Here is a 25,481-nt window from a genome sequence, read left to right as displayed (position 1 = left end):
ACGTTCCCGCGGGAACGTCGGGTCAGCGCTGGTTGATGCGGACCAGCGTGCCGGCGGGGTCGCGGACGGCGAAGTCGCGCACGCCCCACGGCTGGTCGGTGGGCTCCTGGACGATCTCGGCGCCGCTGGCCTCCACCGTCGCGAAGGTGCCCTCGAGATCGTCGGTGGTGAGCAGGACCATGGCGTACGACCCCTTGGCCATCAGCTCGGAGATGGTGCGCTTCTCGTCGTCGGTCAGCGTCGGGTCGACCGCCGGCGGGGTCAGCACGAGGTTGGTGTCGGCCTGGCCGGCCGGGCCGATGGTGAGCCAGCGCATCGCGCCGGAGCCGACGTCGAGGCGCACCTCGAAGCCGAGCGTGTCGCGCCAGAACGCCAGCGAGGCCTCCGGATCGGTCTGCGGGAGGAACGTGGAATGAATGGTGATGTCCATGTCTTCAACGCTAGGTCCGGGGCAGCCGGTGGTGCTTCTTCATTCCTGATCGGTGATGCTTCGTCATTCCTGATCGGTGGTGCGGATCGGCCGGGCCACCTGCTTCACCACGCATGCCGGCAGCCCGGCCCACTCCGAAGCGGTCTGCCGGTAGGCGCTGGGGGACATCCCGACCAGCTCGGAGAAGCGGGTGCTGAAGGTGCCCAGCGACGAATAGCCCACCGCGAAACACACCTCGGTGACGCTGAGGTCGCCGCGCTGCAGCAGCGCCATCGCCCGCTCGATCCGCCGCGTCATCAGGTAGCCGTACGGGGACTCGCCGTACGCCGCCCGGAACTGCCGGCTCAGGTGTCCGGCCGACATGTACACCCCGCGGGCGAGCGCCTCGACGTCGAGCGGCCGGTCGTACTCCCGGTCGATCCGGTCACGCACCTGGCGCAGCAGGGCGAGATCGCGGAGCCGCGGGTCGTCGGGGCGGTTGGTCACAGGGCCGATCGTGCCATGCCGCCGGGGCCGGGGCAGGGGCCGGGGCAGGGACAGGGACAGGGGCATCGGCGTCCAGTCGCTCGGCGCGGCGCTCACCTCACAGCTGCAGTCGGTCCAGGACACCGCCGGCAAGGGCCTCGGATTCACCTGGCCGGCCAGGTTCCCGGTGCTGCGGATCGACCAGATCCTGATCCGCGGTGTGCAGCCGAAGAACGCGTCGGTGCTCCCGGCCACCGGCAGTGACCACCGTGCGGTGGTGGCCGGCATCGCCTGGTGACGTACGCGCACCGCCCGCCCATCACACCCAGAGGACTGACCTGGGGACGGTGACCGACCAGGTCGGCGGTCACTGTCTCCGGGACTTCACGACCCCGAGGACTTCACCGACCCCGACGATTCTCAGCGACCCCGACGATTCTCAGCGACCCCGATCCTCCGCGACAACCCCGACCGAATACGGTCGTGCACGGTCGGGGATCCCTCGGAACGTCGGGGATCGTGAGAATCGTCGGGGTTCAGCGCTGTCGACAAGCGCGTTGCCGGCCCCGGCGACCTGACGCGGACCAGGACCGTCGACGCCCGGCGATGGGGGTGCCCGGACGTCGGGCCGGCCCCCGCGCCGGTGCTGTGATCTCGGCGACGACCCCTTGCTCAGAGTGAACAGGTGGGTGTACCTGTATATACATGTCTAACAGTGAGGCCTTGTCCAAGCGTCGACTCGTCGTGGAGTCGATCGCGGCGCGCATCCGGAACGGGGAATTCACCCCCGGGGAGAAGCTGTCCGGCGAACACAAGCTCGCCGAGGAGTTCGCCGTGTCGCGGGGCACCATCCGCCAGGCGCTGTCCGAGCTGCAACAACGCAAGCTGATCACCACCCGGTCCGGCCTTGGGTCCTTCGTCACCTTCGAGGGCCATCGGCTGGATCGCACCCGTGGTTGGGCCCAGGCACTGGCCGAGACCGGCCTCGACATCGTCACCCGGGTGCTGGACATCACCCGGATCACCCTCGACGAGATCCCTGGGCTCCCCGCGGAGGTGGCCGTCACCGACGCCATCGCCGTCCGGCGTGTCCGCGCCGTCCGTGACGAGGACGGGGCCGAGCGGCCGATCTCGCTCGAGTGTTCTTCGGTGCCGGCGGTCGGTCCGCTGGTCGACCTGCCGACCCAGGGCCTGCGCGACGGCTCACTGTGGGCCAGCCTCAAGGCCGCCGGCCTGGTCGCCTCGGCCGGTCGTCAGCGCGTCGACGTCCATCGACTCGAGGCGTGGGAGGCGGAACTATTGGGCCAGCCCGAAGGGTCCGGCTACCTGCGGTCGGTCCGTACGTCCTTCGACGCGGAGGGGGCGTTCGTCGAGCACGTCGTCTCGCTGCTGGACCCGACCCGGTTCTCCCTCGTCCTCGATTTCGGAGACTGAGATGGCATCCCACGACTCCGTTCTCCTCGACCGCGCCCGCGGTGCGCTCCTCGGCCTGGCCATCGGTGACGCCCTCGGCATGCCCACCCAATCCTTCAGCCGCCCGCAGATCGCCGAGCGCTACGGGCGCATCACCGCGCCGATCGGCGCCTCGGACGACCAGCCGATCGCCCCCGGCATGGATGCGGGCGCCGTCACCGACGACACCGAACAGGCCGTCATCGTCGCCGAACTCCTGATCGCCGGACACGGCCATGTCGACGCGGGCGCGTTCGCCGCTGCGCTGATCGCCTGGGAACAGGACATGATCGTACGGGGATCGCACGACCTGCTCGGCCCGTCCACCAAGGCCGCGCTCACCGCGCTGCAGTCCGGCACCTCCCCGGAGGAGTCCGGCCGCTACGGCACCACCAACGGTGCCGCGATGCGCGTGGCGCCGGTCGGCGTCGCCTCCCCGCTCGGTCCTGGTCTGCTCGAGTCGGTGGTCGAGGTCAGCCGGGTCACCCACAACACCGGCCTCGGCATGTCCGCCGCCGCCGCGGTCGCGGCCGCGGTGAGCGCCTGCCTCGACAGACAGGACCTCGACCACGCCCTGTCCGCTGCCGTCGCCTTGGCGGGCGAGGGTGAGCGGTGTGGCTACTGGGTCGCCGGCGCGTCGATCCCGCGCCGGTTCCTCGCCCTGCGGCCGGCGGCCCGCCGGCTCGGCGAGGACGAGTTCCCGCAGTACCTGTACGACGTGGTCGGGACGTCGGTCCAGTCCCAGGAATCCGTCGTCAGCGCGCTGCTCATCGTCGACCGCTACCGCGACCGACCGTACGACGGCCTGTGCTGTGCCGCCTCGCTCGGCGGGGACACCGACACGATCGCCGCCATCGCGGGTGCGATCCTCGGGGCCGCCCACGGCGCCGCGGCCTTCCCGCACGACGTCGCCTCCCTCGTCGAGTCGCGGAACGCGCTCGCCACCGAAGACCTCGCGGAGCGCCTCCTGGCGCTGCGCGCCGCTGCCATCACAGGCACCACCACTACACGCACCACCACTACACGCACCACCCCCTCAACGCAGAGGTAAGAACATGTCACCCGCCCCATCTCCTACCCGCTCCACCGAGCCTGCCGTCCTCGACACCGACGCCGGTCAGGGCGTCGCGCTCCGCGCCGTGGAGCAGCGCGGCATCGAACCCGTCCCGGTGAACGAACGCCACGGCAACCCCATGCAGCTCTTCTGGGTGTGGTTCGCCGCCAACATCTCGATCCTCGGCCTGCCACTCGGCGTCTCGCTGGTGTCCGTCGGCATGTCGATCTGGCAGGCCGTCATCGTCGCGGTCCTCGGCTCTTTCGGCTCGTTCGCGATCGTCGGCCTGATCTCCATCGCCGGCCAGCGTGGCGGTGCCCCGAGCCTGACCCTGTCGCGGGCCGTCTTCGGCGTCCGCGGCAACATCGGCCCGACCGCCGTCGCCCTGCTCTCCCGGCTCGGCTGGGAGACGGTCAACACCTCGACCGCGGCGCTCGCCTTCGTCACGATGTGTTCGCTGATCGCCGGGACGTCGGGTGCCGCCAAGCAGGCGCCGGTCCTCACCGTGATCGGCGTCCTGCTGTTCGTCGCCTGCACCGTCGCCGTGTCCGGCATGGGCCACGCCACCATCCTGGTCGTCCAGAAGTGGTCCACCTGGATCTTCGGGGCGATCAACCTGTTCATCCTGGCGTTCCTGCTGACCCGGATCAACTGGTCGGTCGTGCTGCACGCCCCGTCGGCGAACCTCGCCGTCGTGATCACCGCCGTCGGCACGATCGCCGCCGGCACCGGCATCGGCTGGGCCAACTCCGGGGCGGACATGGCGCGCTACCAGTCCCCGCTGGTGAAGGGCCGCTCGCTCGTCCTCTCCGCAGCCGCCGGCGCCGGGATCCCGCTGGTGATCATGATCTCGCTCGGCTCGATGATCGGCGCCTCCGACTCCACCGTCGTCGCCTCGCCCAACCCGATGGACGCCATCCGGGCGACGCTGCCGTCGTGGGTCGCCGTGGTCTACCTGCTCGTCTCGTTCGTCGGCCTGCTGCTGTCCAACCACCTCTCGGTCTACTCGGCCGGCCTCACCACGATCACCCTGGGCGTGCGGGTGAAGCGCGTCTACGCCGTGATCGTCGACGTCGTCGTCACCACCACCGGATCGCTGTGCTTCCTGCTGATCGCCGACGGGTTCTATGGGCCGTTCATCACCTTCATCTCGCTGCTCGCCGTCCCGATCTCCGCCTGGGTGGGCGTGTTCCTCGTCGACATGGCCGTCCGCCACTCGTACGACCCCGACGGTCTGCTGGACCTCACCCACGCCGGCCCGTACTGGTATCGCGGCGGCATCCGCTGGAACGCCTTCGGCGCCTGGCTGGTGGCGATCGTGGTCGCGGCACTGTTCATGAAGATCCAGCCCGGCGACGCCGCCTGGTACACCGGGCCGCTCTACGACACCTGGGTCGGCAACAACGGCATGGCCTGGCTCGTCTCCGGACTCGTCGGCGCCGGCATCTTCGCCCTCCTCGGCGGTGCCCGCACGCATGCGGATCGGGCCTGACATGGGCACCGACAGCCACGGGCGCGTCATCCACACCGGTCAGGCGATCGTCGACCTGGTGATGCGGATCGACGCGATCCCCGAGCCCGGCGGCGACACCTTCGCCCGCAGTCATCAGCTCGCCGCCGGCGGCGGCATCAACGTGATGGTCGCCGCGGCGCGCGACGGGGGCGATGTGGTCTACGCCGGCGGCCACGGCACCGGCCCGTTCGGCGACCTCGTCCGGGCCGCGATGCGCCGGGAGGGGGTCGAGGTCCTCTCCCCGGCCGCGACCGACCACGACACCGGCTTCTGCGTCGCCCTGGTCGACGACTCGGCGGAACGTACGTTCGTCTCCACCGTCGGTGCCGAGGGCCACGCCGGGATCGGCGACTACCAGGCGGCAGCGGTCACCGAGCAGGACGTCGTGTACGTCTCGGGCTACTCGCTGGTGCACGCCGACAACCGGGCCGCGCTGATCCACTGGCTGCCCCGGCTCCCCGCCGCGACGACCGTCGTCGTCGACCCGTCACCGGTGATCGGGGAGATCGACGACGAGGCGTTGCGTACGGTGATCGCCCGCACCACGGTGTGGAGCACCAACGAACGGGAGGCGCGGATCCTTGCCGACCGGCTCCACGTCGGCTCGACCGCGACGTACGACACCGATCCGATGGCGCTGGCCGGCGACCTCGCCACGGGACTGGGGTGCCACGTCATCCTCCGCCGCGGCGCGCAGGGCGCCATCGTGGCGCAGCGGGCCGGCGATGGTGCCCCGGTCGTCGTCGACGTCCCGGCGCTGGCCGTGCAGGCCGTCGACACCAACGGCGCCGGTGACGCCCACTGTGGCGTGCTGTGTGCGCAGCTCGCCGACGGCGCCGGACTGGTCGACGCCGCCACCCGTGCCGGTGTGGCCGCGGCCCTGGCGGTGACCCGCGAGGGTCCGGCGACCAGCCCCACCTCGGCCGAGATCGACCGGGCCGTCCACGGCACCGCCGTCGGGTGAGGCCGACCGGGGTCTAGGCTCCACCCTGGGCATCGGGACGAGCCTGACGTCCGGGGTGGCGCCGCACCCGTCGGCGCGGTCAGGAGGGGTGGATGGGTGGTTTCGAGATCCTCGGGATGCCGCTGGGCGTGCTGGCGCTGATCGCACTCGCCGGGGTCGGCACCGGCATCGTCGGCTATCTGACCGGGTTGGCCTCGCTGGTCAGCTATCCGGTGCTGCTGGCGGCGGGCCTGTCACCGGTGGCGGCGAACGTGTCCAACACGCTGGGACTGGTCGGCGTGGGGGTCGGCTCCACCGCCAGAGCGCTACGTACGGTGACCGGCGGCTCTCGCCGGACCCTGACGGCACAGCTGGTGGTGGCCGCGGTCGGCGGCGGTCTCGGAGCGGCGCTGCTGCTGGTCGCCGGAGAGTCGAGCTTCACTGCCGTGGTGCCGTGGCTGATCGTGCTCGCCTCGGTGCTGTTGCTGCTCAGCCCGCGGATCAGCCGGCTGCGGGCCGGCGAGCCCAACCCCGTCGTCTACTGGCTCGGGCTGTTCCTGGTGTGCTGCTACGGCGGCTACTTCGGCGCCGGCGCAGGCGTGATGTACCTGGCGCTGACCCTGATCGCCAGCTCCGAGATGTTCACCCGGGCGATGGTGATCAAGAGCCTGTTGCTGGGGGTGAGCAACCTCATCGCCTCGGTGATCTTCATCGGCTTCGGGCCGGTGAACTGGGCCGCGGCGATCGCGCTGGGACTGGGCTGCGTGGTCGGCGGAAATTTCGGCCCGGTGATCCAACGCCTGATCCCCGAGCAGGTGCTGCGCGCGGTCGTCGCGGCCGGCGGGTTTTTCCTGGCGGCGTGGCTGTGGTGGCGCTGACGGACCACGGGTGCGGTGCGGCCGATCAGCCGACCTGCTCCTCGGGGCGAGGCATGACGTGACCGCAGTGTGTGCACGTCCGGGCCTCGACCGAGTCGAAGAACCGTGCGTATGCCTTGGACACGGGGTCCAGGGTGTAGTCCTCCACGACGTACTCCTCCTCGTGCAGGAACTCGTCACACTCCGGGCAGTACCAGCGGAAGCGATCGATCTCGCCCTCCAGCCGGCTCCGCTCCAGGATGAGTGCGAAGGCGTCCGACGGGAACCGCGGGGAATGCTCGGTGTTCGACGGCATCCAGTTCGAGGATCCGGCCGGGATGACCGCGATGCTCTCCACCCCCTCCGGGGTGCGATGGTGCAGGTTCATCGTCCCCCGAATCATGTAGGTGACTTCTTCGCTGGCATTGATATGGAACTCGCTGCGGTAGTCGCGCCCCTTCGCGACGAACGCGAGCGAGCCCGGATACTGCCACAGCACCGACACCTGCCGACCGGTGGCGATCATGTCCTCCACCACTGACTCCAGGTCAATGATGGGCAGATTCGACGACTGGATTACCTTGCTCATTTCCTCGACCCTCTCATCGGGTGATGGTTGATATCTGCTTCAGGCCCTGTTGCCGGGTCGGCTCATGCCTTGGTGGCCACGCAGTCGATCTCGACCTGGACCCGGTCCCGGTGCAGGACGGCGCCCACGGTCGTCCGAGCCGGGAAGTCGTCGGCCTCGGCGAAGAACGCACGGTAGGCCGCGTTGAAGTCCTGGAAGTTGTGGACATCGCTGAGGAAGACGTTGCACTTGACGATGCTGTTGATGTTGCCGCCGGCGGCCTCGACCGTACGCAGCATGTTGGACAGGGTCTGGCCCACCTGTTCGACGAAATCGTCGGAAACCACCGTCCGGGTCGCCGGGTCGAGCGGTCCGGTGCCCGAGCAGTAGATCAGGTCGCCGACCACAATCGCCTGCGAGAGGGGAGCCGCCGTACCGGTGGAGAAGCCGACCAGAGGGGCTGCGTTGGTGTTGACGCGTTCAATCATTTCTGACGTCACCTTTCCGTGATCGTGTATCACTATCGAATCTTTTTGTCGGAGGCAGGACAAGGCTGCGCCCCATTGAATGAGACTCGCGGGGGGATATCTCCGCGCTTCGCCTAAGAGCTCTCGAGACGGCGCATGGCGAGGTGGTGCAGGGCGCGGCTCAACCCCTTCGCGGCCACCTGGAGGGCGGGGACGAAACGGGACAGGTCTCGGGTGCCCGAGGGGTGCAGCAGGGACAGGGCCGCCACCGCGTAGCCCTCGGGGTCGAGGACGGGGACCGCGACCGCTTCGACGGCCTCGCGGTCCGCCTCGGGATCCTGGGCGTAGCGCTGCGATCGCACCTTGGCGATCTCCGCCGCGGTCGGCATCCGTCCGGGGGACGGACGGCGTGCGGGCACCTGTGTCGCGATCGTCTCGATCACCGTGTCCGGCGAGAAGGCCAGGATCGCCCAGCCCGCCGCGGTCGCCTGGGCGGGCAGTCGGCCGCCGGTCCGCGACGACAACCCCTTGATCGGGTTGACGATCTCGAGGTACACCACATCGGCGCCCTCCAGCACCGAGAGATGGACCGCGCCCCCGGTGGTGGCCGCCAGGTCGGACAGGAAGGGCAGCGCCGCCACCCGCAGCGGGGAGTGCAGGGCCACCAGCTGACCGATCTCGAACATGCGCAGGCCGATCCGGACCCCGTGGTCACCCTTTTCCAGGATGCCGAGGATGACCATCTCCTGCACGATCCGGTGTCCGGTCGCCTTGGACAGTCCGGCCCGGCGGGCCAGCTCCGAGGGCTGCACGCACTCGTCGCTGGGCCTGAACGCGTTGAGAATGGCGAAGCTGCGCTCCAGGACGCCCGAGCGGCTCGCGCCGCCCGGGGTGGCTCCGGCACGGTCGGTGTTCGCGGTCGTCATCACCTACTCCTGTCGTGCGACCCCGTGGGTCAGATGGGCCTCTTCCAGTGTTCGGGCCCCATGCTTGGCCGCCTGGATGAGCTCGTACACGTGCGTACGCAGGCGGGCGAATTCGGGGTGGCCGCGGGTCTCCAACTGATCCCGGTCGATGCCCAGGTCGACCCGGACGTCCTCCAGCACGACGGTGGGTCGGCCCGACAGGACGACCACGCGCTCGCCGAGGTAGATCGCCTCGTCGATGTCGTGGGTGACGAACACGACGGTGACGCCGAGCCGCTTCCACAGCGACCGGACCAGGTCTTCCAGCTCGAACCGGGTCTGCGCGTCGACGGCCGCGAAGGGCTCGTCCATCAGCAGCACCTTCGGCTCGTACGCGGCGGCGCGGGCGATCGCCACGCGCTGCTGCATCCCGCCGGAGAGCTGCCAGGGATAGGAGTCGGGGACGTCCGCGAGCGCCACGGCCTCCAGCGCCTGGCTGACCAGCCGCTTCCGCTCCGCCTTCGGCACGCCCTTCTCCTTCAGCGGGAGCTCCACGTTCTGGGCCACCGTCAGCCACGGGAACAGCGATCGGCCGTATTCCTGCAGCACCACGGCCATGCCCTTCGGCGGGCCGCTGATCGGCGTTCCGCCCAGCACCACCTCGCCGGAGGTCGGTGCCATCAGGCCGGACATGCACCGCAGCAGCGTGGTCTTGCCGGCCCCGGAGGGCCCGACCACGCAGATCAACTCCCCGGCGGCGACACTGAGGTCGATCCGGCGGATGGCCTCGACGGGTTCGCCTCGTCCGGTGTAGACCTTGGTGAGTCGGCGCACCTCGAGGGTTGCGCCCCCGTTGTCCGGGACGGCGTAAGCCACATTGGTGGTCATGTGTTCAGGCACCTCCATGCTGAGAGCGCTGGTATCCGCGGTACCAGCCGAGGGCCGCGTCCGCGACGGCCCGGAAGACGAGGGACAGGGCCACTCCGATGACGCCGAGGATGATCACGCCTGACCACATCTCGGGGATCGAAAAGGTCCGCTGGAACTGGATGATGGTGAAGCCCAGGCCGTCGCGCGCGGAGAACATCTCGGAGACGACCATCAGGATGATGCCGATGGACAGTGCCTGACGGCCCCCGGTGACGATCTGCGGGCTGGCCCCCCGCAGGATCAGGGAGCGCAGGGTCGCGATCCGGCCGAGCCGGTATGCCCGCGCGGTGTCGCGGAGCACGGGATCGATGCCGCGTACGCCCTCGATCGTGTTGAGCAGGATCGGCCACAGGCAGCCGGTCGCGATCACGAAGATGCGCATGGGCGTTCCGAGCCCGAGGAAGAGCATCAGCACCGGGACCATCACCGGCGGCGGGATGGCCCGGAAGAACTCCAACACGGGCTCGGTGTAGGCGCGCAGGCGGCGGGACAGGCCGATCGCGATGCCGAGGGCCACGCCCACGACGAGCGCGACGAGGTAGCCGAACAGGAGGCGCCCCAGGGAGGGCAGCACGTCCTTGATGATCAGGCTCCGGCCGTTTGCTCCGGTGAACCAGGTCGTGCCCAGCGCGGTCAGGATCGACCGGAGCGGCGGGTTGTAGACCGAGGTGCTGGAGTCGGAGAGGATCCACCAAGCGGCCAACAGGACGATGGGCAGGGCGACCGCGAACAGGATCCGCCGCACGGTGGGGTTCATGCTGCCACCTCTCCACGGACGGACGGATGCCAGAACAGGGCTCGGGATTCCAGTGCCCGCGCCAGCAGGTTCACCAGTACGCCGAGCAGACCGGTCACGATGACCAGCGCGTACATCGAGGCGATCGCGCCCGAGGACTGCGCCACCGCGACCAGGGTGCCGATCCCGGGTGTCCCGATCAGCAGTTCACCCGTGACGGTCAGGATCAGCGCCACCGACGCCGACAGGCGCAGACCCGTCATCACGTACGGCAGCGTCGTCGGCCAGACCAGCGTGCGGAGCCGGGTGACCGTGCCGAAGCGGTACGAGCGTGCCGTGTCGGAGGCGACCGGATCCACGTCCTGGACACCGGCCAGCACCTGCAGGAGCACCTGCCAGAAGGCGGCGTAGACGACCAGCAGCAGGGTCGACCCCATCCCGGTGCCCAGCACCAGGACCGCGACCGGGATCAGGGCCACCGAGGGCACCGGCCGGAGGAACTCGATGGTGGAGGCGGTGATCTCCCGCAGGATCGGCACGGTGCCGATCAGTACGCCGAGGACGAGGCCGGCCACCATCGAGATGGCCAGGCCGGTGACCCAGGTGGTGAGGGTCTGTCCCAGGGCGACCCAGAACTCTCCGGTCTGCACCCTCTCGGACAGGGCCACCAGCATCTCGGAGGCCGGCGGGAGGTACGCCCGATCGACGATCCCGAGCCGGGGCACCACCTCCAGCACCAGCAGCAGGGTCAGCACGCCGGCGAGTCCCAGGACGAGGCTCGATCCCCTTGGTCCCACACGTCGCATCACGACATCCACCTCCAGCCGACGGTCGGCGACATCGACGACCAGGTCATGAGATCGGTGGGAATTCTTGGTTCCACCAGATTTCTCCTTCTCAACGATTCTTCTGCGCCGCTCCGCACCGACATCCGTCGTACGTTCATCGCGACGGAACGGGCCCGGTCAGGCGGTCGCCAGGGCCGCGTACTGGGCGATCTGATCGGGGTCGAGTTGCCCCGTGATCGTCTCGACCCCGGGCTGGAAGCGCTTGCGATGCAGCCAGTCGCGGAACTCCGAGCGATCGGCGGCATCCTCCCAGCGGTCGGCGGGCAGCAGGGCCAGGTGGCAGAGGAATCCGAGCGCCCGCTGCATCTGCCCGATCACGGTGGCCTCGCCGACCGGTCCATGGCCGGGCACGATGACGTCCAGGCCCATCCCGGCGAGCTGGTCGAGCACACCCATCCAGCCCGGCAGGTTCGCATCCCACAGCACCGGCCAGTGCCGGTTGGTGATCACGTCCCCGGCGTACGCCACGGTGCCGCGCTCGGCCAGCACGATCACGTCACCGGGGGTGTGGGCGTGGCTCAGTGGGAGCACGGTCGCCTGGGCCTGGCCCAGGCCGACCGTGACCGCGGAACTGATCCCCAGGTTGGGCAGCACCGGCTCGACCGTGGCGAACTCGTCGGCCTGATGGGGCCGATTCCCGGTGAAGATCTTCACCTGCTCGGTCCAGTTGTCGTGCAGGTGCTGCTGGGTCCACTGGCTGGAGATGATCGGCGCGTCCTTGAAGGCCACGTTCCCGAACCAGTGGTCTCCGTGCATGTGGGTGTTGACCAGCACGACCCGGCGCTCCGGGCCGTCCTTCGGTGCCACCACCGAACGCAGGTTGCGTCCGAGGTCGGGGGTGAGGCGACTGTCGACCACCAGGATCGCCTCGTCCCCGATGATCACGCCTGTGTTCGAGGCGTACTCGGGAACGCTCTCCACGTAGCTCGCCGCACCGGCGACCGCGTGCAGTGATCCCCCCGTGAGCGGTGCTGTCATCGTCTCTCCACCCGTCACTTCGCGGCCGGCTGGATCCAGGTCTTCGCCGGGTCCGGAGCCTGCTTGATCAGCCCGTCGGCGACGGTCGCGTCGATCATCACCTGGCTGGCCGGGGAGGCCGGGTCCAGGTTGGTGTCCCAGCCGGGCAGGACCATCGTGTCGACCAGCGCGGGATCGATCTCGGTGTAGGTGGTGATCGCCTTGCGGGCGGCCTCGGGGTGCTCGCTGGCGTACGTCAGCGACTTGTTCATCGCCGCCTGGAAGCGGGAGACCACCTCCGGGTTCTGCGAGGCGTACTTGCCGCTGGTGAAGTAGCCGGCGATCCAGATCGACGGGGCGAGATCCTGGTAGTGGTAGTCCAGGACGCGCAGGCCGTCCTTGGCGCCAGCGGTGATGAAGGGCTCGGTCTGGTACGCGGCGTCGACGCGACCCGCCTTGACGGCGGCGTTCGCGTCGCCGAAGCCGACCTCGGTCATGTTCACCTTGGTCGGGTCTCCGCCCTCCTTGCGCATCGCGGCATCGATCAGCGTGGGGCCCACGGTCTTCAGTGCGTTGACCGAGACGGTCTTGCCCTCGAGGTCCTTCAGCGACTTCAGCGGGCTGTCCTGGCGGACCACGATCGCCTCGAACTTGGAGGACTCCCCCGGTCCGGCCTGCGATCCCTGGGCCACGATGCGCATGTCCAGGCCCTTCTCGTTCGCCTGGAAGATCGACACGTTCGCGGAGAAGCCGAACTGCTGCTCCCCGCTCGCGATCGATGCGGTGATCGCCGACCCCGAGGCGGCCATCTTGGGCTCGAGGTCGATCTTCTCCTCCTTGAAGAAGCCCTGCTCGATTCCCACGTACACCGGTGCCACGGCGGAGATCGGAATAAGGCCGATCTTCACCTTGGTGAGCCCGTCTGCCGTGGACTCCGCCTTCTGCCCGCCCGTGCAGGCGGCCAGCGAAAGAGTCAGCACAGAGGCGGCGAGGAATGCGATTCCTCCCTTGAACTTCATTCTCAACGACATGACTGCCTCTCTTTCTGGGTTGGTGGAGAAATGCTCTGATCACGCCGATCCAGGAGTGGGTTCCAGCGGATGGTGCGGCATTCGCCCGAGGATTCATGTGTGGTCCATTGAACGTGGCCGTTCGGACCTCGACCAGCCCTGGTCCCATTGGATGAGACCTCAGTGTGAGCTTGATCGGGATTCACCATGGTCGGTGCCGACGACCGGCTCATCCAGAGGGACCCGTGTTACGGTCAGATGACGAAACTCTCCAGGGTCTCCGGGGCGAACAGCTCATCGGCGCTCAGCAGGCGAGGACTCAGGCCCTGGGCGTGGTGATAGCCCAGGAAGGGCTCGAACACATTTCGGTTGGCGTCCAGCCCGTACGACCAGAAATCGTCGCCCAGCAGCGCTCGATCCTCCTCGGCGTGCTGAATCAGCCACGGACTCATGTAGCGCAGCGCCGACGCGTCCACGAACGCCTCCTGGGCCAGCTTCTTGGCCTCGGAGAACGCCTTGAACAAGGACATCGCCACCCACCGGTTCGCCTCGTACACGTCCCGCCGAATCGCAACCACGTGCATGATCGGGAAGATCCCGGTCCGCGCGAAGTATTCCCGCTCGGTCGCGACCGGATCGGGGAACAGGCGCCGCACCTTGCCGTCGCCGGCGTAGAACGAACTCGGGATCCGGGGCCCGTAGAAGGCGTCGATCTCGCCGGTGTGCAGCATGTCCGACAGGGTCCGATCCCCCGGGATGACCGACAGGTCGTACGGGGTCTGGATCGCCCCCTTCTCGATCCGGCCGGGGGTCTCCTGGCCGCCGGTGACGTAGCTCACCGCATCGACCGGCACCCCGTAGGCGTCCTCCAGGATGCCGCGGATCCAGACGTTCGCGGTCAGCTGGAACTCCGCGTTCCCGACCTTCTTGCCGATCAGATCCGACGGTTGCTCGATCCCGCTGTCGGCGTTCACGTAGATGCCGCCGCCGTGCCGGAACATCCGTGAGGTGAACACCGGGATCGCGACGAACGGCGACGGCACGCCCGCGGTCTCGGCCTTGCCCAGGGAGGCGCAGTACGACGACAGGGACATCTCCGCGACATCGAACTCCCGGTGGCGCACCATCCGGAAGAAGGTCTCCTCGACCGGCAGCCGCAGGTAGGTGAGGTCGATGCCGTCCGGCACCACCGTGCCCTCGAGCAGGGCCCGAGTCCGGTCGTAGTCGCCGCAGGCAAGTGTAAGGGGCTTCCGATGCACAGTCAGGCCTTTCTGTCAAATGTTCCCGCCATCATGGTGACGGGGACACCCAGTGTCCAGAAGGTGACTCACTGGGCGGGACCCGCGACCGCGAACGCCGTGCACGGCCTGATCAGGGGTGCCGAAGCGGCGTCTCACACGCGTGTGATTCTCCACAATTGTGGATAACTCCTGTGGGGAACTACGTGGATGTAATTCAAGTTGTCCACAGGCTGGCCGGGGATGCAGCGACGCGTACGCCCCGCCGGCCCACCACGAGGGGGGGACGGCGGGGCGTACGGGAAGCAGTGGCGGTCGGCGCGCGGGCCGGACCCGTCGGCGTGGATCCGAACGGGCTCGGCGTGGATCCGGCGTGGATCCGGACCAGTTGTGGTCAGCCCTCCTGGCCGATGTCGACCATCCACCGCAGGCCGTAGCGGTCCGTGACGTCGCCGTAGAGGTCGCCCCAGACCTGCTTCTCGAGGGCCATGCTGATCGAGCCGCCCTCGGCGAGCTTGTCGAACCAGCCGCGGAGCTTCTCCTCGTCGGCCTTGTCGCCGGCCAGGCTGAGTGAGATCTGGCTGCCCTCCTGATGCGGCATGCCGGGCGGGGTGTCAGAGGCCATCAGTTCGAAGTCGTCACCCTTGAGGGTGCTGTGCATGATGCCGTCGGCGGGTCCGCCTTCGAATCCGAACTCGCCGTACGTCGAGAAGGTGAGTTCGCCGCCGAAGACGGACTGGTAGAACTCCATGGCCTCACGGGCCTGGCCGGGGAAGGCGATGTAGGGGCAGGGCAGTGACATGGTCGTGCTCCTCCTGGTGGGGTGCGTCGGGCGTGACGCTTGTCACCCAGCCTAGGAACGCGAGGCGCCCCGGGGGAAGACCCCGGGGCGCCGTGGTTGCGTACGACACACGACTCGTCGATGAACGGCCGTCAGTCGGCGGACAGCGAGCCCTCCGGCCGCGGATGGTAGTCGTCGACGTCGACCAGTTCGTCGCTGGTGCGGGGAGCCTCGACCCGCTCGGCGTCGATCTCGTCGCCGGCGCTCGCCCGCCGGCTGACCAGCAGGGCACCGATCCCGGTGGTCAGCGGCATCGCCAGGGTCAGGCCGATCGCGCCGACCAGCGTCCGCAGGATCTCCACGGCGAACTGTTCGGTCATGATCGTGGAGTAGAGCGGCCGGTCGTACATCGCCAACAGGAGCAGCACCGACATGCTGGTGCCGACCGTGGCGAACACGATGGTGTAGACGGTCGATGCGACGTGGTCGCGCCCGATCCGCATCGCCTGACGGTAGATCTGTCCGGCCGATTTGTCGGGGTCGTCGGCGAGCTCCCAGACCGCGGACGCCTGGGTGATCGTCACGTCGTTGAGGCCACCGAGGGCGGCGATGATCATGCCGGCGAGCACCACCGCGGTGAGTTTCATGTCCGGGGCGGCGGACCCCAGGGTGTAGTCCTCCTCGGTCGCCACCCCGGTGAGGTGGGCCCAGTTCAACACCACGTACGAGAGCAACGCGCTGAGGCCGAGCCCGAAAAGAGTGCCCAACAGTGCTGTCGTGGTCCGGGTGTTGAACCCGTGGGTGAGGTAGAGCGCGACGAACATGATCGCCGAGGCGCCGACCAGGGTGACCACGATGGCGTTCGAGCCGGCGATCAGGGCCGGGAAGATGAACGCGACCATGATGAACGCGGCCCAGGCCAGGCCGAGCACCGACATCAGGCCCCGTCGGCGGGCCACTGCGACCGTCACCAGCAGGAACAGCACCGCGAAGAAGACCACCGGTGCGGCCCGGGCGAAGTCGGCGAGCTGGTAGTTCGCCTGCCCGTCGAGGGTCGGCACCCGGTAGATCACCACGCGTTGCCCCGGATGGATGCCCGACTGGTAGATCGCCGCCGTGGCGTTCACCTGGACCTCCTTTCCGGCGTCCTCACCGTCGAGCAGCTTGACGGTGAGTGCGGCGCAGACCTGGGTGGTCGCCGACGTCGCGCCCTCCAGCCCGGCGCAACTGATCTCGTTCACCGCCTGGACCTCGCCCTTGGGCATGGTCATCCCCGGGACGGAGAACTGCGCGACGTCCTTCTGGATGTGCGCGGCGAGGTTGGTCGGCCACAGCAGCACCAGGCCGACCAGGGTCCAGATCGCCAGGGGTACCAGGATGACGATCAGGATCTGGGAGGCGCGGCGGTTCCGGAGGGCACCCTCGGGTGTGCTCGGCGCGGTGGCGGTGTGGGAATGTGAGTGGGACACGATGGTGCCGGTCTCCCTCGTGGTGCGGGCAGGACGACACCACGCTACCCCGCCACCGCCGCGAGCGGCTCCTCGTACCTGACGGCCGGGCATGACCCGCCACGGACGCGGGGCCCGGTCGGGCCCCCGGCGGGGGCTCAACGGGCCGCAATCAGGCCGGCGACGCCCCCCGCAGCCGCCGGTCCAGATCGGCCAGGAACCCAGCCATCGCCGCCTCGAGCACCGCCAGGGTCTCCTCGAACCCGGCGGCCGGCCCGTACCACGGGTCCGGCAGCGGGCTGCCCGGCCGGGCATCGGGGACGTACGAGGTCACCAGCACCCCGCGCCCGCCCGACAGGTCGATGCCCCGCCGGGTGAGGGCGTCGAGATGGCGGCGCTCGGCGGCGACCACCAGGTCGGCCCGCCGCGCCTCGGCGTCGGTGATCCGGTGGGCGACGTGCGGGGTGCGCGCGTCGTAGCCGTGCCTGTCCAGCACCGCCAGGGCGCGCGGGTCCATCGGATTGCCCGCTTCCTCGCCGCTCGCCCCGGCACTGGTCACCCGGACCCGGGCGGCCCACGGGCTGTCCTCGACGTACGCCCGGGCGACCCGCTCGCCCATCGGTGAGCGGCAGATGTTGCCCAGGCACAGGAACACGACGTTCAGCTCCATCGATCCCTCCTCCTTCGCCTCTGGCGGCCCGCCCTGATCCACCGCCGGCGGCCCGCTCTAGACTGGCCCCGTGCCGCGCACTGTCGTCACCGGGGGTGTCCGGTCAGGGAAGTCCACGTACGCCGAGAGCCTACTGTCCGGCGAACCGGCGGTGACGTACGTCGCCCCCGGCCCGGTGCCCGATCCGGTCGCCGATCCCGACTGGGCCGCCCGAATCGCCGCCCACCAGGCCCGTCGCCCCGACGGCTGGACCACCGTCGAGACCGCCGACGTCGCCGCTGCGGTCCGTGCTGCCCGCACGCCGGTGCTGGTCGACTGCCTGGGCACCTGGGTGACGAGGACGATCGACGACATGGGCACCTGGGACGTGCCGCGCGAGGAGTGGGTCGACGACTTCTGGACGCGGCTGGACGACCTCGTCGACGCCTGGGCGGGCAGCGACCAGCGGCTCGTCGCGGTCACCAACGAGGTCGGCTGGGGCGTCGTGCCGTCCTATCCGTCCGGGCGGGTGTTCGCCGACCTGCTCGGCCGCACCAACCAGGCCCTCGCCGCGGTCAGCGACCGGGTGGTGCTGATGGTCGCCGGCCGGCCCCTGGAGCTGCCGTGACCTTCCTCGTCCTCGGCGGCACGAGCCCCGCCCGGGACCTGGCGATGCGGCTGGAGGAGGCCGGGATCCCGGTGGTCTACGCGCTGTTCGGGGAGGATCGTCCGCGTCTCCCGGCCCCGCCGATCGAGCTGGTCGCCGGTGGCTTCGGCGGTGCCGACGGGCTGGTGACGTTCCTGCGGGAACGTGGTGTCCACGGCATCGTCGACGCGAGCCATCCGTTCGCCGCCGATGTCAGCCGCGATGCGGCGGTCGCCGCCGGGGTGGTCGGGGTACCGCTGGTGCGGCTGCTGCCGCCGGCCTGGGAGGCCCAGCGGTGGCCGATCGCCTGGCGCTGGGTGGCGGACGAGGAGGCGGCGAAGCGTACGGTCGAGCGGCTCGGCGGCACCCGCCCGTTCCTCAGCCTGGGGCGCGACTCGCTGCGGGGCTTCGCCGACTGGGACGACCGCTACGTGCTGGCCCGGGTCGTCCAGCCGCCGACCTGGCCGGTGCCGTCCGGCTGGGAGGTGATCCGCTCCGGCGGCCGCCCGCACACGTACGCCGAGGAACTGGCGCTGCTCTCCAGTCGGCGGATCGACGTGATGGTGACCCAGGACACCGGCGGGCCGCTGGACGAGGCCAAGCTGCGGGTCGCCGAGCGGCTGGGCATCTTCGTCGTGATGATCCGCCGCCCCGCCCTGCCCGACGGGCTGCGGGTGGTGCAGACGGTCGGCGCCGCGTACGGCTGGGTGGCCCGGCGGTGGCGGCCCCAGGACTTCTGAGCACCTGCCCCCAGCGGGCGGCCCGGCCACCCCGTACCGTGGACCCATGGCACGGTCGTCGCGGTCCTCGCACCGCTTCCTGTCCTCCTTGCGGGTCGGCTTGCTCGCCCTCGCGGCTCTGGCCCTCGCTTTCTTGACTCCAGCACTCGTCCCCGCCGCGTCGGCACCCGCTCGGGCCGCGGACACCCCCTCGATCCGCCGGATGGACGTCACCGCGGTCGCCGAGCGGGAGCAGGGGACGATGCACGTCACCCAGGACTTCGACATGGAGTTCTTCGGCTCCGGCAACCACGGCCCGTACGTCACTCTGGTCACCCGTCAGGCGGTCGCCGGCGACCCCGACCACTGGCGGGTGTTGAGGTACGGCAACATCCGCGCCACCAGCCCCACCGGCGCGCCGGCCCAGGTGGAGACCGAGCAGGACTCCGGCCTGTTGAAGATCCGGGTGGGTGATCCCGACCGTACGGTCCGCGGCACCCAGCGCTACGTCCTGACGTACGACGTCGCCGGCGTGGTGAATCCCGACGCGACGGGCGGCAACGGCGACGAGATCTACTGGAACGTCATCGGCACCGGCTGGGAGAGCCCGATGGATCGGGTGAGCGTCACCCTCCAGGGTCCGGTCGCCGTCACCGGCACCGCCTGCTATGCGGGGTCACGCGGCGGCTCCGGCAGCTGCGGCGGGTCCACCTCCAGCGGGGAGCGGGCGGTCTTCACCCAGGACCACCTCGCCCCGGGCGATGGGTTGACCGTGGTGGCGCAGTGGCCGATCGGCACGTTCGTCGATGCTGCCCCGCTCTACGCGAAGCGGTTCACCGCGGCCAACACGATGACCCTCGCCCCCGGGCCGCTCGGCGTCGGCGCCGGCACCCTGCTGCTCGGCGGACTGGTCGCTGCCCTGACTTTCCGGCGGCGCGGTCGGGATCAGGCCTATGTCGGTCTCACCCCTGGGCTGCGCCCGGCGCCCGGTCAGGAGAGCTCGGTCGGTCCGCGGCGGCCGGAGCCGGTGACCGTACGTTTCACCCCGCCCGACGATGCCAGTCCCGGGCAGATCGGCACGCTGATCGATGGCCGGGCCGGTCGCAACGACGTGGTGGCCGGGATCGTCGACCTCGCTGTCCGTGGGCAGCTGCGGATCGAGGAGATCCCGCCGGAGGTGGACGAGGACGCCGGGGCATTGGCGAAGGCGTTCGCGCAGAGCAAAGACAAGTTCACCGACTGGCGGCTGGTCCGGCTCCGTGCGGACGCCGTGGATCTCCCGCCCCACCTGGCGACCCTGCAGGATGAGTTGTTCGCCAAGCAGGATGCTCCCGAACTGCGCCACGATCTCGGCACCCGGATCGCCGCGATCATGCAGAAGGAACAGTCCGCGCTGAACCGGGAGATGACCGGTCGCGGCTGGTACCGGGTCCGTCCCGACCTGCAGCGCGCCGGGTGGATGCTGGTCGGTCTGCTGCTCCTCCTCGCCGGCATCGCCCTCGGCATCGCGCTGGGCGCCACGATCGGCTGGGGGTGGGTCGGTGCCGGGCCGGCGGTCCTGGGGATCGGCGTCTTCGTCCTCGGCTTCTCCGTCTCGGCCCGTACGGCCGACGGCAGCGCGGTGCTCGCCCAGGCGGAGGGGTTCAAGGAGTACCTGATGACCGCCGAGGCCGACCAGATCCGGGTCGAGGAGGACCACGACATCTTCTCCCGTTACCTGCCGTGGGCGATCGCCTTCGGTGCCGAGTCCCACTGGGTCGGCGTGTTCCGCGAGATGGTCGCCGCCGGGCGCCCGGTGGCCGAGCCGCTGTGGTATCACACCTGGACCGGCGCCTCGGTCTTCGCCGCCGACAACGCGTTCTTCGGGGCTCCGGGGTCCTTCATGGACGCTGCGTCCAGCGCCGGCGCCTGGTCGGCCTCGGCGGGCGCCGGCGGGATGTCCGGGATGAGCGGCGGCTCGGTGGGCGGCGGCGTCGGCGGGGGCGGTGGCGGCGGCTGGTGAGCCGTCCGGGTGAGCCGTCCGGGTGAGTCCTCCGGGCTTCCATAGGGCAGGCCTATGACGTTTCCGAGGACAGCAAGGTCCGCTCGAGATGCTCGAAGCCACCCCCTGGCCGGCCCGTCGGACCTACGATGTGGCCATGTCGATCTACCGCGAGGCCGCCCAACTGCTCGAGCGGGATCTGCGCGGCGCCGTCCCGGAGGGCGACGTCGCGGCGGCCCGCGCGAGCGGGGATCCGCTGGTGCTCATCCAGACCTATCTGATGTTCGCCCGGCGCCGTGACCTGCCGATCCGTTCCGACACCGCCGCGGCGCTGCGCGACCTCGTCCCGCCGAACGGCCGGCTCGACCCGGAGGCGCTGACCGGCCTGGAACTCAACTGATCCTGCGCCGGGCGGAAGGTCTCCGGGCCACCTCTGTTACACGCCCAGACCGCTGATCGTCACCATCAGGGCGTTCTGCACGTCCTCGATGCTGCGCTGCGGGTGGAACGTCGCCCGGTCCAGGGCGGAGAACACCAGCGCCCCGAGGATCGCCATGGCGATCATCTCGAAGTGCTCGGGGTCGGGCCGGGTCTGCGTACGCCCCGCGGCGTAGCGCTGCTCGTGCACCCCGCGGATCACCGCCACCACCGGCGCGATCAACGCGGCGCGGGCGGCCGGCAAGTCGGTGTGCCAGGGCCGCTCGTTGCGGAACAGCTCGGTGAGCAGCACCTGGCAGGTCGCCGGATCGGTGTCGAAGGCGCGCAGCAGTGCCAGCACGATCGCACTCAACGCCTCCCAGCCCTCGTACGGTGCCCTGGCGGCCTCGGCGACCGCCGCGATCCGGTCGGCGGATTCGCGGACGACCACCGAGCCCAGGACGGGCTTGGAGCCGAAGTTGTAGAACACCGTGCCCTTGCTGACCCGGGCACGTTCGGCGATGTCGTCCACCGAGGTGGCGCTGTAGCCGCGCTCGGCGAACAGTTCGAGCCCTGCCGCGATCACCCGTTCCCGGGTCGCGACACGCCGGGCCGTCCGCCCGTCGGCCCTGGCACCCTTGCCGGGGCCTGTCGTGGACATCAGATCGTCACCTCCGGGTGAAGTCGCTGGACCGTCCACACGCGGCGCCGTACGGCCGACCACGTGCTCGCCGCGAGGCTCAGGGCGATCACCACAACAAGGTAGGCCACTGCGGTGTGGAACTGCAGCCCGAGGTCTCCGGTGATCGCCTCGCGCAGCCCGTCCACGACATGCGTCATCGGCAGCCACGGATGGATGGCCTGGAAGAACGGCGGGCTGGTGAGGGCGGGGTAGGTGCCGCCGGCCGAGGTGAGCTGCAGCATCAGCAGCACCAGCACCACGACCCGGCCGACGGCCGGTCCGAGCAGCACGTTGATCGTCTGTTGCAGGGTGAGGAAGGTGAGCCCGACCAGCAGGGTGAAGCCGATCGCTGCGAGCGGGTGGCTCAGGCGCAGGCCGAGGGCGAACACCAGCACGCCGAGCAGCAGGGCGACCTGGACGACGGCGACGACGGCACCCGGCAGCCAGCTGGCCAGCACGACCCGCAGCGCCGGCACCGGGGCGGCGAGCGACCGGTCGGAGATCGGGCGCAGCAGCATCCAGGTGATCAGCACCCCGACGTAGAGGGCCAGGCCCATGAAGTACGGGGCGAAGCCCTCACCGTTGGCCTCCGCCTGGTGCACCCAGGCCGAGTCCAGGGAGACCGGGGCGCTGATCGTGTCGGCATTGGCCTGCTGGGTGTCGTGGTCCATCGACGGGATCTGGTCGACGGCGCTCGTCAGCCCGTCGCCGAGGCGGTGGGCGCCGCCGGCGAGGTCGGCCAGTCCGGAGGCGAGGGTGGTCGAGCCGTGGTGCGCACTGCGCAGGCCGTCGGCCAACGAGTGGGCGCCGGTGGCGAGGGTGTCGAGGCCGTCCGCCAGGGTGGTCGCCCCGTCGTGGGCCTGGACGGCGCCGTCATGCACCTGTCCGGCGCCCTGGGCGACCGAGGTGGCGCCGGTGCTGAGCGTACGTGCCCCGTCGGCGACCTGCCCGGTGCCGGTCGCCAGGGTGCCGGCGCCTTGGTCCGCCGCGGCGATGCCGTCGGCCAGGGCGGGGGCCGAGGCGGCCAGCTGGGCGTTGCCGGCGGCGACCTGCTGGGCCCCGTCGGACAGCTGCTGTACCTGGGTGTTGAGGGTGGCCGTCTTCGCGTCGATCCGGTTCAGGGCGGCGTACGCCTTCTGGACCTGCGGATCGTCGGCAGGCAGGGTGCCGAGGGCGGCGCGCAGATCGGTGGTGGCGGTGGCGATCTGTCCGGCGGCGAGGCCTGCGGTGTCGGCGATCTGCTTGTCGCCGGCGGCGACCTGGGCGGAGCCGTCGGCCAGCTTCTTCGTCGCGGCGGGCAGGTCCTTGGTCTGCGCGGTGAGGGTGTCCAGGCCGGTGGCGAGCTGCTGCGCGCCTTGGTGAGCGGCGTCGGCGCCGGTGGCGAGGGTGTCGGCACCGGCGGAGAGCTGATTCGCCCCGGCGGCGACCTGGCTGGAGCCGTCGGCCAGCTGGCCGGTTCCGGTCGCGAGCTGGTGGGCGCCGGAGGCTGCCGCGTCGGCGCCGGGGACCAGCTGCCCGGCGCCGGTGTCGAGCTGGGCCAGGCCGTCGTCGAGGGTGGCGGCACCGGTGTGGGCCTGGTCGGCGCCGTCGGTGAGCTGGGTGGCTCCGTCGGCAGCTGTCACCAGGCCGCCGCGGATGTCGGAGGTGCCGATCAGCAGCTTGTCGACCATCTGCGCACCGATGGAGTCGGAGGCGGCGGTGCGCACCTCGTTCATCACCGTGGACAGGATGGTGCGGGTGGTGTAGCCGTTGGCGTCGTTGTACTGCACCTGGAGCGGCGCCGGCACCGGTGCGTCGGTGCCGGCGGTGGTGACCGCCCGGGAGAAGTCGGCGGGGATCGTCAGTGTGGCGTAGTACTGCCCGCTGACCAGGCCCTCGTGCGCGGTCCGGGCGTCGGTGCGCTGCCATTTCAGGGTGCCCTTGTCGAGCAGTTGGTCGGTCAGGTCCGTGCCGGCGTGGACGGTGGTGCCGTCGGCGGTGGCCCCGGCATCCTCGTTCACGATCGCCACCGGGACCCGGTCGAGGTGGCCGGTCGGGTTCCAGAAGGCCCACAGGTAGAGCGCGCCGTAGAGCAGCGGGATGAGGCAGGCGGCAACGATCGCGAGCCGTTGCATCCGGCTGCGGGAGAAGCGGCGCAGTTCGGTGCCGATGCGGAAGTAGCGGAGCATGGCTTGTCAGTCCTCCTGGATCGAGGCGGGGACGAGTGCGTGGGCGGGACGACCGGCGGGATCGACCCAGGCGACCTCGGGCGGCACCAGGTCGGGGGCGGCGGCTGAGGCGATCACGGTGAGGCGTACGCCCCCGTCCGTCTCCTCCGTCCCGTCGGGTCCGTCGGTCAGTCGCTGCAGGGTGCGCCACACGGCGAGCTGGTCGGCCGGATCGTGCAGGGCGTCGATGTCGTCGACGACGAGCAGGCGGGGGGAACCCAGCAGGGCGATCGCGATCTGCAGCAGCGTCGTGTCGAGGGCAGTGAGCTCCCAGACGTGGCAGTCGGGATCGGGGATCGGCCGCTCGCCGAAGACCTGCTGCAGGGACGCGAGGATCGCCGGATCCTGCCAGCGCGGCACCCGCCGCCACAGTGGGGTGAGCAGCCCGGCCCGCTCGGTGAGGATCTCCCGCGGGGTGAGGCCGTCGTCGAGTTCGTCGATGTCGGCGAAGTTCGCCAGCGCGCTGTGCCGCTGCACCATCCCGGTTCCGCGCGGCAGCGGATGGCCGAACACTTCCAGGGACCCGGAACCGAAGCGCATCCGCCCCGCCAGGGTGAGCAGCAGACTGGTCCGCCCGCCGCCTTCCGGACTGACCAGTCCGAGCAGCTGTCCCGCGGTGACATCGAGGTCGACCGGGCCGTAGACGACGCCACGGGTCGATTCGAGCAGCAGGTCGCGGGCCCGGATCACGGGCTGTTCTGAGGTCACCCTTATCTTTATACTGACCAGTCAGTTCAAAAACAAATCGTCAGTCCGCACCGGCGACCCGCCGCCCCTCGGCCTGCCGCCCGCGGGCCCGAGCGTCGGGCGTACGCCGGTGACGCGTCCCGCACCGAAGTCGCCGCCCGGTCCGCCCAGGCCGCCGCCACGTACGCTTGGCGCATGACCAGCACCGGCGGCCTCCTGCTGTGGCTCCTGCCGCTCACCGTGCTGGCGATGATCAGCCCCGTGATGTTCCTCAATTCCTCGACCGTGGCCGCCAGCCGCGGTCCGGCCGACCGGTGGCGCTTCGTGGCGGGCAACGCCCTCGTCCTGGTGGTACTCGGCGCCCTCGGGATGGGACTGCTGGGTGCGGCCCTGGAGGAGGCGGCCACCCGGGAACTCGACTCGCAACGGGTCGAGGCAGCCCTCGGTCTGCTGATGCTCGTCGTCGCGGCGGCCCTGTTGCGGGGTCTGTTGATGGACCGCGCCCGGCAGCGGGCCGGGCATCCGGCGCCGGTGGCTACCGAGCCCCACCTGCCGCGCAGCCTGGTCGGGTGGGGAGCGCTGAGCATGGTCACCAACCTGACCACTGTCCCGCTCTATCTGGCGATGGCCGAGCGGATCGGCGCGAGCCCGATCCCGGTGGCGGTCCGGATCGGGCTGCTCGCGGTGGTGACCGTGCTGGTGCTGGCGCCTGCCTGGGGGCCGGTGGTCGCCGCCGAGCGGGTGCCGGCGAACCGGCGGTTGAGCGAACGTACGTTGCGCCGGGTGTCGTGGTGGATGCGGGTCGGGTCGTTCGCGGCGAGCCTGGCCGGCGCGGTGTTGCTGCTCTGGCGCGGCCTGGTCGGCTGATCGGTCCGACCACTTCCGCGGCCC

General features: G+C 70.3%; 27 protein-coding genes and 1 pseudogene. 11 read left to right on the top strand and 17 right to left on the bottom strand.

The features are described from left to right. Positions 1–22 precede the first annotated feature (22 nt). Both R0146_RS03745 and R0146_RS03740 read right to left on the bottom strand, forming a co-directional pair. Positions 23–430 (bottom strand): VOC family protein, encoded by a 408-nt coding sequence (locus R0146_RS03745; RefSeq protein ID WP_317691521.1) that lies wholly within the window; start codon positions 428–430, stop codon positions 23–25. Between the two features lie 63 nt (positions 431–493). Then, entirely contained in the window at positions 494–916 is a 423-nt protein-coding gene (locus R0146_RS03740) for a helix-turn-helix transcriptional regulator (protein ID WP_317691520.1), read from the bottom strand. A gap of 85 nt (positions 917–1,001) precedes the next feature. On the opposite strand from R0146_RS03740, the pseudogene R0146_RS03735 reads away from it, so the two are divergent. The 6 genes and pseudogenes from R0146_RS03735 to R0146_RS03710 form a co-directional block, all read left to right on the top strand. Further along, positions 1,002–1,193: pseudogene (locus R0146_RS03735) on the top strand (hypothetical protein); the annotation flags it as partial. Between the two features lie 425 nt (positions 1,194–1,618). Then, positions 1,619–2,329, top strand: coding sequence for a GntR family transcriptional regulator (locus R0146_RS03730; RefSeq protein WP_317691518.1), 711 nt, complete (start codon positions 1,619–1,621; stop codon positions 2,327–2,329). A gap of 1 nt (position 2,330) precedes the next feature. Continuing rightward, positions 2,331–3,398, top strand: a complete 1,068-nt coding sequence (locus R0146_RS03725; protein WP_317691517.1) for an ADP-ribosylglycohydrolase family protein — start codon at positions 2,331–2,333, stop codon at positions 3,396–3,398. A 4-nt stretch (positions 3,399–3,402) separates the two neighbouring features. Further along, on the top strand, positions 3,403–4,893 hold the full coding sequence (locus tag R0146_RS03720) for a purine-cytosine permease family protein (RefSeq protein ID WP_317691516.1): 1,491 nt from the start codon (positions 3,403–3,405) through the stop codon (positions 4,891–4,893). Position 4,894: 1 nt separating this feature from the next. After that, positions 4,895–5,878 (top strand): PfkB family carbohydrate kinase, encoded by a 984-nt coding sequence (locus R0146_RS03715; protein ID WP_317691515.1) that lies wholly within the window; start codon positions 4,895–4,897, stop codon positions 5,876–5,878. A 92-nt stretch (positions 5,879–5,970) separates the two neighbouring features. After that, positions 5,971–6,735 (top strand): TSUP family transporter, encoded by a 765-nt coding sequence (locus R0146_RS03710; RefSeq protein ID WP_317691514.1) that lies wholly within the window; start codon positions 5,971–5,973, stop codon positions 6,733–6,735. Positions 6,736–6,760: 25 nt separating this feature from the next. Here the strand turns inward: R0146_RS03710 and R0146_RS03705 are convergent, their stop codons facing one another. The 12 genes from R0146_RS03705 to R0146_RS03650 all read right to left on the bottom strand — a co-directional run bounded on the left by R0146_RS03705 (position 6,761) and on the right by R0146_RS03650 (position 17,272). Continuing rightward, complete coding sequence (locus R0146_RS03705) at positions 6,761–7,303, bottom strand: 3-hydroxyanthranilate 3,4-dioxygenase (protein WP_317691513.1); 543 nt, start codon at positions 7,301–7,303, stop codon at positions 6,761–6,763. A 62-nt stretch (positions 7,304–7,365) separates the two neighbouring features. Further along, positions 7,366–7,770 (bottom strand): RidA family protein, encoded by a 405-nt coding sequence (locus R0146_RS03700; protein ID WP_317691512.1) that lies wholly within the window; start codon positions 7,768–7,770, stop codon positions 7,366–7,368. A 113-nt stretch (positions 7,771–7,883) separates the two neighbouring features. Then, positions 7,884–8,675, bottom strand: coding sequence for an IclR family transcriptional regulator (locus tag R0146_RS03695; protein ID WP_317691511.1), 792 nt, complete (start codon positions 8,673–8,675; stop codon positions 7,884–7,886). A 3-nt stretch (positions 8,676–8,678) separates the two neighbouring features. After that, on the bottom strand, positions 8,679–9,542 hold the full coding sequence (locus tag R0146_RS03690; protein ID WP_317691510.1) for an ABC transporter ATP-binding protein: 864 nt from the start codon (positions 9,540–9,542) through the stop codon (positions 8,679–8,681). 4 nt (positions 9,543–9,546) lie between these two features. Continuing rightward, on the bottom strand, positions 9,547–10,341 hold the full coding sequence (locus R0146_RS03685; protein WP_317691509.1) for an ABC transporter permease: 795 nt from the start codon (positions 10,339–10,341) through the stop codon (positions 9,547–9,549). Further along, entirely contained in the window at positions 10,338–11,126 is a 789-nt protein-coding gene (locus R0146_RS03680) for an ABC transporter permease (protein WP_317691508.1), read from the bottom strand. The genes R0146_RS03685 and R0146_RS03680 overlap by 4 nt, the downstream gene beginning before the upstream one ends. Positions 11,127–11,285: 159 nt before the next feature. Continuing rightward, positions 11,286–12,146: an MBL fold metallo-hydrolase gene (locus tag R0146_RS03675; RefSeq protein ID WP_317691507.1), complete on the bottom strand. Its 861-nt coding sequence runs from the start codon at positions 12,144–12,146 to the stop codon at positions 11,286–11,288. Between the two features lie 14 nt (positions 12,147–12,160). Beyond that, positions 12,161–13,156 (bottom strand): ABC transporter substrate-binding protein, encoded by a 996-nt coding sequence (locus tag R0146_RS03670; protein WP_317691506.1) that lies wholly within the window; start codon positions 13,154–13,156, stop codon positions 12,161–12,163. A gap of 233 nt (positions 13,157–13,389) precedes the next feature. Continuing rightward, positions 13,390–14,394, bottom strand: coding sequence for a substrate-binding domain-containing protein (locus R0146_RS03665; protein WP_317691505.1), 1,005 nt, complete (start codon positions 14,392–14,394; stop codon positions 13,390–13,392). Between the two features lie 373 nt (positions 14,395–14,767). Further along, on the bottom strand, positions 14,768–15,175 hold the full coding sequence (locus tag R0146_RS03660) for a VOC family protein (protein WP_317691504.1): 408 nt from the start codon (positions 15,173–15,175) through the stop codon (positions 14,768–14,770). A 131-nt stretch (positions 15,176–15,306) separates the two neighbouring features. Next, positions 15,307–16,623, bottom strand: a complete 1,317-nt coding sequence (locus R0146_RS03655; RefSeq protein WP_317691503.1) for a YibE/F family protein — start codon at positions 16,621–16,623, stop codon at positions 15,307–15,309. A 151-nt stretch (positions 16,624–16,774) separates the two neighbouring features. Next, positions 16,775–17,272, bottom strand: coding sequence for a low molecular weight protein-tyrosine-phosphatase (locus R0146_RS03650; protein ID WP_317691502.1), 498 nt, complete (start codon positions 17,270–17,272; stop codon positions 16,775–16,777). Positions 17,273–17,342: 70 nt separating this feature from the next. Here R0146_RS03650 and R0146_RS03645 point away from each other — a divergent pair, with 70 nt between their 5' ends. From R0146_RS03645 to R0146_RS03630, 4 genes are all read left to right on the top strand, one after another. After that, complete coding sequence (locus R0146_RS03645; RefSeq protein ID WP_317691501.1) at positions 17,343–17,879, top strand: bifunctional adenosylcobinamide kinase/adenosylcobinamide-phosphate guanylyltransferase; 537 nt, start codon at positions 17,343–17,345, stop codon at positions 17,877–17,879. Continuing rightward, entirely contained in the window at positions 17,876–18,637 is a 762-nt protein-coding gene (locus tag R0146_RS03640) for a precorrin-6A/cobalt-precorrin-6A reductase (RefSeq protein WP_317691500.1), read from the top strand. Before R0146_RS03645 ends, R0146_RS03640 begins: the two co-directional genes overlap by 4 nt. Positions 18,638–18,683: 46 nt before the next feature. Further along, positions 18,684–20,618 (top strand): DUF2207 domain-containing protein, encoded by a 1,935-nt coding sequence (locus R0146_RS03635; RefSeq protein WP_317691499.1) that lies wholly within the window; start codon positions 18,684–18,686, stop codon positions 20,616–20,618. A gap of 136 nt (positions 20,619–20,754) precedes the next feature. Further along, a complete protein-coding gene (locus R0146_RS03630; RefSeq protein ID WP_317691498.1) occupies positions 20,755–20,997 on the top strand; it encodes a hypothetical protein in 243 nt (80 codons plus the stop codon). Positions 20,998–21,033: 36 nt separating this feature from the next. On the opposite strand, the gene R0146_RS03625 is transcribed toward R0146_RS03630, so the two are convergent. Genes R0146_RS03625 through R0146_RS03615 form a run of 3 tightly spaced genes read right to left on the bottom strand, consistent with a single transcriptional unit; the run spans position 21,034 to position 24,611 of the window. Continuing rightward, on the bottom strand, positions 21,034–21,675 hold the full coding sequence (locus tag R0146_RS03625) for a TetR/AcrR family transcriptional regulator (protein ID WP_317691497.1): 642 nt from the start codon (positions 21,673–21,675) through the stop codon (positions 21,034–21,036). Further along, the gene (locus R0146_RS03620) at positions 21,675–23,864 is read right to left on the bottom strand and encodes a YhgE/Pip family protein (RefSeq protein ID WP_317691496.1); all 2,190 of its coding nucleotides are present in this window, start codon (positions 23,862–23,864) and stop codon (positions 21,675–21,677) included. Before R0146_RS03620 ends, R0146_RS03625 begins: the two co-directional genes overlap by 1 nt. A 6-nt stretch (positions 23,865–23,870) precedes the next feature. Continuing rightward, positions 23,871–24,611, bottom strand: a complete 741-nt coding sequence (locus tag R0146_RS03615; protein WP_317691495.1) for an ATP-binding cassette domain-containing protein — start codon at positions 24,609–24,611, stop codon at positions 23,871–23,873. 174 nt (positions 24,612–24,785) lie between these two features. Between R0146_RS03615 and R0146_RS03610 the strand changes: the two genes are divergently transcribed. After that, positions 24,786–25,457, top strand: coding sequence for a hypothetical protein (locus R0146_RS03610; protein ID WP_317691494.1), 672 nt, complete (start codon positions 24,786–24,788; stop codon positions 25,455–25,457). The last annotated feature ends 24 nt before the right edge of the window (positions 25,458–25,481 follow it).

Origin of the sequence: Raineyella sp. LH-20, assembly GCF_033110965.1 — a bacterium.
Lineage (GTDB): Bacteria > Actinomycetota > Actinomycetes > Propionibacteriales > Propionibacteriaceae > Raineyella.
This window is presented reverse-complemented; position numbering and strand designations above follow the sequence as displayed.